Here is a 10,379-nt window from a genome sequence, read left to right on the forward strand (position 1 = left end):
AGACGTTCGCCGAACGTCCGAATTCCTGTCGAAGGGTTCAGGTGTTGCTTGTTGCCTAATCTCAACCGTTCACTTTAATTGTGTCCACCGACTTAACAGCGCCCAAAAACCGCAACAATTTTGGGACACCATTTTTATCAAATAAAAATCGTTACATTATACGACAGAGTGTGAGAAAGTGCTGTAACTGGAATTACACTAACTGACGCTATAGCAATTTACTATCAATCCTAACTGCTCTAAAATGACTCTATGCTAGATAGTAACTATTACAAAGTCGGCGGAAGTTTAGAGTATCAGCATCCAACGTATGTGGTGCGACAGGCGGATGCTCAACTGTATCAGGGATTAATGAATGGGGAATTCTGTTACGTTCTCAACTCCCGACAGATAGGCAAATCTAGCTTGCGGGTGCAGATGACAAAGAAGCTAAAAGTCCAAGGGGTTAAATGTGCCGCGATTGATATGACTCGCATTTGTAGCCATGTGACACCAGAAGAATGGTATGGCGGATTGGTGTCTGAGTTATTGCGCGGGTTTCGACTTTCTCGGAAAATTAACTTTAGCAACTGGTGGCGCGATCGCTCTGTGTTATCTCCAGTACAACGGTTGAGTGAATTTATTGATGATGTCCTGCTAATTGAGTTATCCCAAAACATCGTTATTTTTATCGATGAAATCGATAGTATCATAAAAATCCCCTTTCGGGATGACTTTTTTGCCTTGATCCGGGCTTGCTATAATCAGCGCGTGGATAACCCAGATTATCAACGCCTCACCTTTTGTCTGTTGGGAGTGGCTACCCCATCGGATTTAATCGCTGACCGAACGCTAAGTACGCCCTTTAATATTGGCACAGCTATCGAATTAACCGGGTTTCATTTGGATGAAGTTGACCCATTGGTGCAAGGATTAGAGCCAATTGTCAGCCATCCTAGCCAGGTAATTGCTGAGGTATTGGAGTGGACAGGGGGTCAGCCATTTTTGACCCAAAAGCTTTGTAAACTAATTGTACAAGAGTCAGACTCTGATACTTTTAAATCTGCGAACGGGATTGAGGCGTTAGTCCGGGAAAATATCATCGAAAACTGGGAAGCCTGTGATGAACCGGAACATTTAAGAACAATACGCGATCGCATGAAGTGGAGTCAGCGCCGGAAACCCTTACTCCTGCTGTATCAACAGATTTTACACCAAGGAGAAGTGAAAGCCAAGGACACCCCAGAACAGATGGAATTACGGCTGTCTGGGTTAGTGGTAAAGCAGCAGGGAAAGTTAAGAATCACTAACCGAATTTATCAGGCAGTTTTTAATCTAAATTGGCTGGATGAACTGTTGACAGAAGCGGGTATAGTACCAGAGACAACACCAGCAACACTGCCAAATTATGTGGCAGAAATTGAGCAAGTTGAGCAGATGGCTAAAGATGCTATACAGCAGTTTCAATATAAACAAATTGAGGCATTAAGTTTAGCTCTTCAATCGGGGTATACTTTAAAATCCAAAATCCAAAATCCTCGGTTATTATCTGACTTTCCCAACCTTAGTCCCCTATTTGCCTTACAAAAAATTTTACAAAATATCTACGAACGAAACCGATTTAGCACGGGTCAGGGTATGGTGCAAGATGTATGTTTTAGCCCCGATGGTGAATGCGTCGTTACGGCGGGAGGAGATGGTACAGTTAAACTCTGGAATCGATTCGGGCAACTGTTGAGAGAATGGCAAGAACATCAGGGTATTATTTATGACATTAGTTTTAGCCACAATGGTCAGTTTATCGCTACAGCCGGACGCGATGGGGTAGCGAAAGTTTTGCACATTTCCGGCAAACAAATTACCCAAGTTTCAGGTCATCAAGGCTCTATTTCAACAGTGAGTATCAGTCCGGATGACTCGCAAATTCTCACCGTTGGACGAGATGGTACAGCAAAACTTTGGAACTTATCTGGGGAACAACTGGCTCAGTTAAAACGTCAATGGGGGACAATTTGGGCGGCACAGTTTAGTGCGAATGGACAGTATATTGCCACCGCTGGAACCTCAAAATGGGATGGGGTGGTCATATTCTGGAATCGGTCAGGAGAGTTAATTAATTATGTTAAAAGTCCGAATCGTCCAATTTTAAATCTAAATTTTAGTCGTGATGGAAAGTTGATGGCTACGGCACATCATGATGGTACTGTACAACTCTGGGATTTGTCGAAAAAACAGATAACTTTTCTCACTCGTAATCAAAATGATGGACAGCAGATAACTCTCCTCAATCGCCATCAAAAATCAGTCAGAAGTATTTGTTTTAGCCCAGATGGTCAACGTTTGGCTACGGTGTCCGGTGGAATCGCTAGAGTGTGGAATTTATCTGGACAATTACTGGCTCAATTAAATGAGAATGTGGGTGCAGTTTTAGGTTTAAATTTTAGTCCAGATAGTCAGCGTTTAGCAACGGCTGGTGCAGATGGTAATCTGCGCTTCTGGGATTGATTTATCTGCAAAGCATCCAACTGGATGGAATACGGGACACGGGACAGTCTATCTTGTCCGTTTTACCCCCAACCAGAAGTATATTTTTACGGTGGGATCTGACTGTAAAATTCGTCTTTGGAACCTTAAAGGGAAGCAGTTAGCTCAGTTAGATGATCCTCAAGGTTGGATAATAAATGCCAGTTTTAGCCCAGAAATGCATTATATGGTCACAGCAGGAGCGGATGGTAAGGTACGATTGTGGCGAGTGACATGGCAACTATCGAACGCTGAACAAAAATCTATTCTTGCTTTATCCAATAGTAATACCCGGCGGTGGGAAATTAAAAATCTAGCGGGTGCAGAACTGGATTACTATGATTATAAAACGACTTTCTGGTATGAGTTGCAGTATTCAGCCTGGGTTAATGCTGTAAGTTGCAGTCATAATTGGCAAAACGTTGAGACACAACGCATCGCGACTGCTGCAACAGATGGGGTGGTTTGTATTTGGAATGTGAGTGGAAATGTGCTAAATCAATGGAATACGAATCACGGTAAAATTAAGAGTATTAGCTTTCACCCCGATGGTCAACTAATTGTCACAGCCGGAGTCGATGGTACTGTTTGTTTGTGGGATTTATCGGGACGTCAGTTAGGAGAATGGAAGGCGCATCAGGGAGAAGTTACCAGTATCAGTTGTAGTCCTGACGGACAAATTATTGCCACAGTCGGACTAGAGGATATTATTAAACTTTGGACAATTTCCGGACAACTGATAGCTGAATTTAATAGTCATCATGGTAATATTAGAACAGTAAGTTTTTGTGGGAGTGGAAAACTCATTGCCACGGCTGGCGATGATGATACAGTTCAGTTATGGCGAGTGGAAGGATTAGAGGAATTGTTAGCCAGAGGGTGTGATTGGCTTGAGGATTACTGGGTTACTTATCCTGACGCCCTTAGACAGCTAGAAGCCTGTCAAAACCGAGTTGAGTCAAGTGCAGTCGAATTGAATCAAACGGAAAAAACGCCACAACGGTTAGTTACTCAAATTTCTGAGAGTCCACAAGCCGAATTTTTGGCTGAGTTTACTGTTGATCATACATTCGTGCGAGTCTATCACGGAGATATGACGAATCTTGTCACTGATGTGATGGTTAGTTCTGATGATACTAACTTGAAGATGAACGGATCTTTATCTTGGCGCATTAGTCAGGTAGGTGGCAATGAAATTTACCATGAAGCCCAAAAATTAAGTCCTTGTGCGTTCGGGACTATTGCGATCACGACAGCCGGGAAGCTTCAGGCAAAAAAAATATTTCACGCTGCTGTTATCGATTGGTATAAGGGACTATTACCTTCTAGTAAGATTTTGCGACAAGTGGTGCATACTTGTCTGAACCAAGCGAATCAATATGGGTTTAAGAGTATTGTTTTCCCTTTATTAGGTACGGGAGCGGGGAGTTGTTCAAAACAGGTGGCTTGGGACGCTATTTTAGAACAAATTATTCAAGACTTATCGACAAGGAATCAGAGTATCAGTGAAGTTGTAGTGGCTGTTTATGAGCTAGAAGAGGCGGAGGTGTTTAATATTAAGCAGTTCTTGAAAAAATGCTCGAAAAATTATACCTTGTAGGGTGTAGGGTTTAGGGTTTAGGGTGTAGGGTTTAGGGTGTAGGGGCGAGTCGCTGAATTAGCTTAAATGGGGAAGCCGATTAATTTGATCGACTCGCCCTCATCTGTCATCTGGAAGCATTTATTTTAGGGACGTTTTTAAGTTAAGTCGGTGGTGTTTTCAGTTTTTTTCAACGCAGAGGTACGCAGAGGTTATCGCAGAGGTACGCAGAGTTATTTCAGAGGTGATGGTTCTCCATGAAGAACATTTTTTCAACGCCTAACGGCATCAAAGGTAATCGCACCGCGATCGCGCGAACCCTTAAATCATAATGGCTGCCAATCGATTTTGCAAGCATCTCCAAAATCAAACTCTCCTCACGCCAAAATCGGGTCAAATCGGGGCAAATTTCCCAAAATCCAAAACGCTACAGCCCTTACTATACAAGGAATTCCAGCATTTTGCAAGCATCTCCCTCCTCCTTGAACTAGGCGCAAACCCAAGCCCTGTATGAATTTGCGCCCCATTCCCCAGCCTTCCAAACCTGAACAGACACAGATGCTTGCATTTTCAACCAATCTCTTGCCGTTAACTGGGCGGTTGACATCACAACCATAAGGACACGATAGTATCGTGCCCCTACCCCCATCAACCATCTCTTGAATTACGGTAGGGGCATGGCACTGCCATGCCCTCTCATCATCAATATAGCTCCTAATCCCATCCCACAGAAATCCCTTTAACTGCCCATTCTCAACTAGGTAAATAATTCGCGATCGCATCCCCACAACCCCCTCTAAATCAATAGAGTTCCCTCCCCTTGCAGGGGAGGGTTAGGGAGGGGTTTGTCTAGGGTAGAGACACGGGAATACCACACCCTCTCCTCGTTAATCAACTATCCCCAAAATCACCCTAAACCAGATAACCTTTACCCCCTTATCGCTGCAAATAAATAATCTTTGCCATTTCCCGATCCAACGCCGCCCGAGTTCTGCCCACCTTAATAATATAAGAAGGAAACCGCTGCTCCAACAGAATCGGCATTCCGGGACTAATCCCCATCGCCATCAACTTCTGCAACGTCATCTCATCCTTCGTCTTCAAAGCAGCAACGGTGCCGCTATTTCCCCGTTTAACCGATGCTAGTGCAATCATTTAAATCGTTACTCCTAATCCAGTTAACAAACTATTGACCAAATATCCCACAAAAAAGGCAAAGGGAAAAATAAACGCCACAATCGCCCAAGTTACTTTCGCCCCGCGCTCTTTCAACATCACTTGCAGTTGGGCAATACAAGGCAGAAACAGGGTCAACACAATCGCCGTCACCACCAACTGATTCCCTGTAAAAATTCCCTCTTGTTGCATATCAAACAACCCAGCTGCGCCGTAATCCCGCCGGAAGAAGCCATATAAAAAGATGGGTGCAGCTTCTCTGGGCAATCCTAATCCTAAGGCAATCGGCTCAATCCCCTGGATAATCCAGCCAAACAACCCCGTCAAACGCCCAAACCAAATAATCACCGATGCCCAAATAAATAGGGGCAGAATTTCCATAAAATACCACTTCATTCTGAGATAGGTTTTCACCAGAATGTTTTGCAGTTTGGGAAAGCGCAAGGGGGGAATTTCCATGTAAAAACTAGCTGGGTTTCCCGGCAGCATTCGGGCGCTTAGATAGCCCGTAATCATAAAAATTGCCCCAATAACTCCACCCCAAATCAACAACGCGGCGGGTTTTTGGGCTAACAATCCCACAATCACCCCCCACTGTGCGGCACAGGGAATGGCTAAGGAGAGTAAAAACGTGGCAATCAGTCGTTCCCGTGTCGTTTCCAGGGTTCGGGTAACTAAGGTTGCCATGGTGTCACACCCTAATCCCAACACAATCGGAATCACCGCCCGCCCCGATAACCCGATCGCTTTGAACAGGTTATCCAGCATCAGGGATAATCGCGGCAGATAGCCACTGTCTTCCAGGAAGGAAAACATGAAAAAGAATGTAGCAACCACGGGTAAGACAATCGCCACTGCATAGCGAATCCCTAGGGTAATAATCCCGTAGTCGTTGGCGATTAAATCCTGTAAGGGTTGCCAGGGCAAAATTACCGTTACCGTTTGGTTGACAACGGGATTAATATATGTTTCAAAAAAGGTTTCAATGGTATCCACCATCGTCCCCGCCCCGAATTCGCCGACAAATTTGTAAACCCCGTAATAGAGAATCGCCAGCAAAATCGGAAATCCTGTCCACGGATTCACCGTGAGTTGGTGCAGTCGTTCCGTTAATGGGGTTTTGCCTTGACTGGATTCGCTGAGGACAATTTGTTCGATCGCCCACGCCCGTTGCTGACGCGCCTTAGCAATAACTGCGATTAGCGGTTCATCCAACTGACTCTCAGCATCTGCGATCGCGGCTTTGATTTCGGCTTCTGTATCCTGAATCTGAAGTTGTTGCCAAAGTGCCGGATCTTTTTGCAACAGGAGTAAGGCAATACTGCGCCGAGACAGGGGATAATCCTGGGATAGCGACAATCGTGATAACAACGACTCCAGTTTCGCGATCGCCCCCTCAATAGGTTCCGGATAAGCAACCTGACTTAACATAATCACCCACCTTATATTTCAAATCTCGTAAACCAACATTCAGTGCAGCTGCCATAGTGACAACCGGAATCCCTAATTCCATTTCCAGATGATCCCGGTGAATCTCAATCCCCAGTTTTTGGGCTTCATCGATCATGTTGACACCTAACAGCACCGGCAAACCCGCTTCAATAAGCTGAAACGTCAGGGGAAGCATTCGCCCTAAGTTTTTGGCATCGACGACGTGAATCACCAAGTCTACAGGTTCGCTGAGTAATAAATCCCGCGATACTTTTTCCTCTTCGGTAATCGGGAGTAGGGAATACATTCCCGGCGTATCCACCACCGCAAACGGGCGATCCCCAACCGTCATCTGACCCCTGGAGACTTCCACTGTTGTACCGGGATAGTTGGAGACGGTGACATACGTACCCGTCAGGGCATTAAACAGAACACTTTTACCCACATTGGGCGTTCCCACCAAAGCCACTTGGGGAATGGGTTCAGTTTTCAGAGGTGATGGTTGCGGCGGTTTTCCCCACCATTTCCAGCCACTCCCTCTACTGGGCTTGTGGTGGCAAGTATTTTGACATTTGTGACATTCCATATCTTCTTGACTCCGATGATGGGAAACGAATTCTACAACTTGTTAAAAGTAATTCTCATTAAGTGTAGTCAATAATCACCTAGGTTTCTGTATCAGGTCTACCTTTTAAAAAAGCTTAATATTTGGGGGGGAAGAGGAACCTCTCTTAGCTGAGATCCATTAACCGAAGGTTGACTACGAAGCCTTCTTCCCTGTCCTGATCAAAGTGTAAACCCCAAGTCTTAATCTGACAAGATGGATAAACGCTGAAACAGATTCCCTATACCATTCCCAGGGATTAGCGGCAATGGGGCGTTGGCTAGGCACGAAATATATAGTAATTTACCGAAATATTTTTTAATAAATGTTGAGAATAAGTCAATTCAAGTTGAAGTCGGGTGGGCAAGAGTGATCAAAGAAGGAAATGCTCAGGTGATCAAGAGAGTGTTATTGCCCACCTCAATCTTCTGTATACTCGTCACCCCTTCACCTCATCACCTCCTCTTTTATGAACTGATGGGTAAGCTAAAACGCATTTAAATTGTGTATTCCCTGTTGCCTGTTGCCTGTGACACACCGAGCGAAGTCGAGGTGTTGCCTGTTGCCTTTGAGCGATTGAGGTATCCCAATCTAAATGCCGAACAGCTTATTTACAGCCAAATTGCCCTAGGATGACGAGTGACTTGTGGTATACCGTTGTTCTGCCAGATCTCGGATCAGAGACAAGCGATTATAGAGATAGTCATTCAAAATATGCATTTCCTCTGAGTTCAGACCTCGCTCTTGTTTGAATTGCTTGAGTATCCACTGAACGAGACTAGCATCGTCAAGTTTCAGTAGCAGATTAGATTGAGTCATTTCAATTAAAGACCACAACTGACGCAGCATTGTGGGAGTCATACAATCTCCTTCCTTAGGTAAAGTGGCAGCAGCCGAGAAATAAAGCTGGTTTTCCAGCGCCGTGTCGCGATCTGGCAAAGAACACGACTCCTTTAAGAATTACTTAAGGATTGCTTGGTTTTTTTTACCATAACTCATCTCGAACCACTCAACTCACGATTGTAGTGAGGATGATACAAGAGTTACCAAAGCCTTAACAAACTGAAAAATTACTTTGTAAAACTGACCAGCTATGTCGATTGGCTGGGCGATCGGTTGTCGGTGAAGACTCGGACTGGTAATGATTTCGTCATGCGATGCTACCGAAGCGATATCCGCCTGAGTTTAGTTTGCAGTGCGAGTGGGGAACTTATGAGAAGCCCGAATACTTCTACACCGATGGCGGGAAAGACTTTCGCTCGAATCATCTTCGACAAATTGGGACGATCGCGGGATTGCCTTTATAGAATTATATAAGTACATTCGTATCAGGGAATAGAGTTTAGAGTAATTGAGTTGATTCAGTTTCTGGGTTGAGGTCGAGGTTGCGATAGATTTGCTCAATGGGAAAATTTAGATTGATGCTTTTGAGTTCGATGGTGTCGCCTGCTTGGTAGTTAATGATCAGCCATTCGCCTGTATTTTTTTTGTGATACAGATCGATTTCCATGCGGGTGGAACTGACTAACAAATAGTCTTGTAGGGCTGGATTATGGCGATACATTCTAAATTTGCTGCCTCTGTCATAGGCTTCGGTGCTGGGGGAAAGAACTTCAACGACTAAGCAGGGATAGGTAATGTATTGGGTTGTGGTTTTGTCGCGATCGTCGCAAGTGACGCTGGCATCGGGGTAGGTGTAGTTATTAGTCTCAAGAATATTAATTTTGATGTCAGAATTGCCCGTGATGCAACTGCTATTTTCTAGGTGATTATCAAACATGGCTGTAAGTCTAATGGCAAGGCGACCATGATTAACACTACCGCCACTCATGGCATAAACTTGACCGTCGATCAGCTCGTGTTTTTCTAGTTGCTGTTCTTCCCAAGTGAAGTATTCTTCAGGGGTTAGGGTGGGGAATTTTTCTGGGGCTGCAATCATGGTTTCGTGACCTCCTAAGTTTGTCGCTGCTTGGGGGTAGTTTAGTTCTGGGTTATTTGGTTTGATTTTAACAAGCTAAACAAACATTTTTTGCAGCAAGCCTTTTTTGAATTGTTCTATACTCTCAATCTGCTGCCCCACTGCTTCAATATAAAGCGGTTTCATGAAAATCCAAAATTATATAAAGATTATGTAAGGAGAGTCGCGGTTTAGATTAAACCGTCTTCGTGAAGCTGTTCTCTTTGGATGGTATTACGATCGCGTGAGACTTGCGGTTTCTGGATCGTAGCGAAATTGATCGATTGTTCCTGCCTTGATTTTGGCAATGACTTCTTCAATCGCTTCTAATGGCACGAGAAACCACTCTCTCGGCTGTACGGGAATGCCAAAGCGATCGCGCAATTCCACATCTAAACGAACATTATCGAAAAACTTGTGCAGGAGTGCTTCCAGTTTCTTCGGGTTGATATTAGCCAGTTTGAAGGTAGCGACGATTTCCACCTCTGCGAGTAGGTAGGTTGGGTCTTTTTTCGCGTTGGCAATTCGTTTTTTGACATCACCGACCGTGACACCAATTTTGTGGACTAACTCATAATTCTGAACAATGAAGGGATCGTCGGATTTGCTTCTCAGCACATAGATGTAGCCCGTTGTGATATCGTCTTCGGCTTCGGTTTGGGCAAACAGGGGCAGGGAACTAAAATCAGGGTTGGTGATGCGACGACTGGTTTTGTCTTTATTTAATGCCCGTTGGAGCGATCGCAGCAATAAATTACTCTCTGTCCCATTGTCGTAAATGACTCTTAACCTGCGGTCTGGCTTACCATAATCGCTGATAAACGGTTCACCTAGATCGGCAACGATCAACTTTTGCCCATCCAGAATAAAGAAATCCCCCTGATTGACCGTGGCATCATCCCGATATTTCAGGGTTTCTCTAGCCCCAGTTTCTAAGTCCTGTTGCACTTTTTTAAAGATGGGTTTGAACTGTTTAAAGTCCTGACAGGGGGCTAGTAGCTGCAACCTAATATCTATGCATATCTGAGCAAGTCTATGCATTTTGCTCAGATATCAGTTCATCTACAAATTGCCTTATCCGTTCTTGCCAGTTGGGGACAGATTTCAGCTTATCCTTTTGCCCTTCATAT

At 44.5% G+C, this 10,379-nt stretch carries 10 protein-coding genes; 4 read left to right on the forward strand and 6 right to left on the reverse strand.

Annotated elements, in window-relative coordinates:
- Nucleotides 1-252: 252 nt before the first annotated feature.
- Nucleotides 253-2,484 (forward strand): AAA-like domain-containing protein, encoded by a 2,232-nt coding sequence (locus tag RIG27_RS29165; protein ID WP_446350617.1) that lies wholly within the window; start codon nucleotides 253-255, stop codon nucleotides 2,482-2,484.
- Nucleotides 2,459-4,102 carry a macro domain-containing protein gene (locus RIG27_RS29170; RefSeq protein WP_446350618.1) on the forward strand — a complete coding sequence of 548 codons (1,644 nt, stop codon included), beginning with the start codon at nucleotides 2,459-2,461 and terminating at the stop codon, nucleotides 4,100-4,102. The genes RIG27_RS29165 and RIG27_RS29170 overlap by 26 nt, the downstream gene beginning before the upstream one ends.
- Nucleotides 4,103-5,017: 915 nt before the next feature.
- On the opposite strand, the gene RIG27_RS29175 is transcribed toward RIG27_RS29170, so the two are convergent.
- Genes RIG27_RS29175 through RIG27_RS29185 form a run of 3 tightly spaced genes read right to left on the reverse strand, consistent with a single transcriptional unit; the run spans nucleotide 5,018 to nucleotide 7,274 of the window.
- Nucleotides 5,018-5,236, reverse strand: a complete 219-nt coding sequence (locus RIG27_RS29175) for a FeoA family protein (RefSeq protein ID WP_446350619.1) — start codon at nucleotides 5,234-5,236, stop codon at nucleotides 5,018-5,020.
- A complete protein-coding gene (locus tag RIG27_RS29180; RefSeq protein ID WP_446350620.1) occupies nucleotides 5,237-6,688 on the reverse strand; it encodes a nucleoside recognition domain-containing protein in 1,452 nt (483 codons plus the stop codon).
- Nucleotides 6,654-7,274 carry a FeoB small GTPase domain-containing protein gene (locus tag RIG27_RS29185; RefSeq protein ID WP_446350621.1) on the reverse strand — a complete coding sequence of 207 codons (621 nt, stop codon included), beginning with the start codon at nucleotides 7,272-7,274 and terminating at the stop codon, nucleotides 6,654-6,656. The genes RIG27_RS29180 and RIG27_RS29185 overlap by 35 nt, the downstream gene beginning before the upstream one ends.
- A 522-nt stretch (nucleotides 7,275-7,796) precedes the next feature.
- On the opposite strand from RIG27_RS29185, the gene RIG27_RS29190 reads away from it, so the two are divergent.
- Nucleotides 7,797-7,928: a hypothetical protein gene (locus tag RIG27_RS29190; protein ID WP_446350622.1), complete on the forward strand. Its 132-nt coding sequence runs from the start codon at nucleotides 7,797-7,799 to the stop codon at nucleotides 7,926-7,928.
- Here RIG27_RS29190 and RIG27_RS29195 read toward each other — a convergent pair.
- The gene (locus RIG27_RS29195) at nucleotides 7,920-8,153 is read right to left on the reverse strand and encodes a hypothetical protein (protein WP_446350627.1); all 234 of its coding nucleotides are present in this window, start codon (nucleotides 8,151-8,153) and stop codon (nucleotides 7,920-7,922) included. The two genes, RIG27_RS29190 and RIG27_RS29195, sit on opposite strands and share 9 nt — an antisense overlap.
- Before the next feature lie 296 nt (nucleotides 8,154-8,449).
- Between RIG27_RS29195 and RIG27_RS29200 the strand changes: the two genes are divergently transcribed.
- On the forward strand, nucleotides 8,450-8,599 hold the full coding sequence (locus RIG27_RS29200; RefSeq protein ID WP_446350623.1) for a hypothetical protein: 150 nt from the start codon (nucleotides 8,450-8,452) through the stop codon (nucleotides 8,597-8,599).
- A 35-nt stretch (nucleotides 8,600-8,634) separates the two neighbouring features.
- On the opposite strand, the gene RIG27_RS29205 is transcribed toward RIG27_RS29200, so the two are convergent.
- Entirely contained in the window at nucleotides 8,635-9,231 is a 597-nt protein-coding gene (locus RIG27_RS29205) for a Uma2 family endonuclease (RefSeq protein ID WP_446350624.1), read from the reverse strand.
- 252 nt (nucleotides 9,232-9,483) lie between these two features.
- Nucleotides 9,484-10,197 (reverse strand): GIY-YIG nuclease family protein, encoded by a 714-nt coding sequence (locus tag RIG27_RS29210; protein WP_446350625.1) that lies wholly within the window; start codon nucleotides 10,195-10,197, stop codon nucleotides 9,484-9,486.
- Nucleotides 10,198-10,379 lie beyond the last annotated feature (182 nt).

This window comes from Coleofasciculus sp. F4-SAH-05, assembly GCF_040222985.1.
GTDB classification, from domain to species: domain Bacteria; phylum Cyanobacteriota; class Cyanobacteriia; order Cyanobacteriales; family Coleofasciculaceae; genus Coleofasciculus; species Coleofasciculus chthonoplastes.

What these genes read in the sequence shown, in the direction of transcription:
- RIG27_RS29180 (WP_446350620.1), bottom strand. Translation starts at nt 6,688, where the DNA reads ATGTTAAGTCAGGTTGCTTATCCGGAACCTATTGAGGGGGCGATCGCG.
- RIG27_RS29170 (WP_446350618.1), top strand. Translation starts at nt 2,459, where the DNA reads ATGGTAATCTGCGCTTCTGGGATTGATTTATCTGCAAAGCATCCAACT.
- RIG27_RS29175 (WP_446350619.1), bottom strand. Translation starts at nt 5,236, where the DNA reads ATGATTGCACTAGCATCGGTTAAACGGGGAAATAGCGGCACCGTTGCT.
- RIG27_RS29205 (WP_446350624.1), bottom strand. Translation starts at nt 9,231, where the DNA reads ATGATTGCAGCCCCAGAAAAATTCCCCACCCTAACCCCTGAAGAATAC.
- RIG27_RS29185 (WP_446350621.1), bottom strand. Translation starts at nt 7,274, where the DNA reads ATGGAATGTCACAAATGTCAAAATACTTGCCACCACAAGCCCAGTAGA.
- RIG27_RS29165 (WP_446350617.1), top strand. Translation starts at nt 253, where the DNA reads ATGCTAGATAGTAACTATTACAAAGTCGGCGGAAGTTTAGAGTATCAG.
- RIG27_RS29200 (WP_446350623.1), top strand. Translation starts at nt 8,450, where the DNA reads ATGCTACCGAAGCGATATCCGCCTGAGTTTAGTTTGCAGTGCGAGTGG.
- RIG27_RS29195 (WP_446350627.1), bottom strand. Translation starts at nt 8,153, where the DNA reads ATGACTCCCACAATGCTGCGTCAGTTGTGGTCTTTAATTGAAATGACT.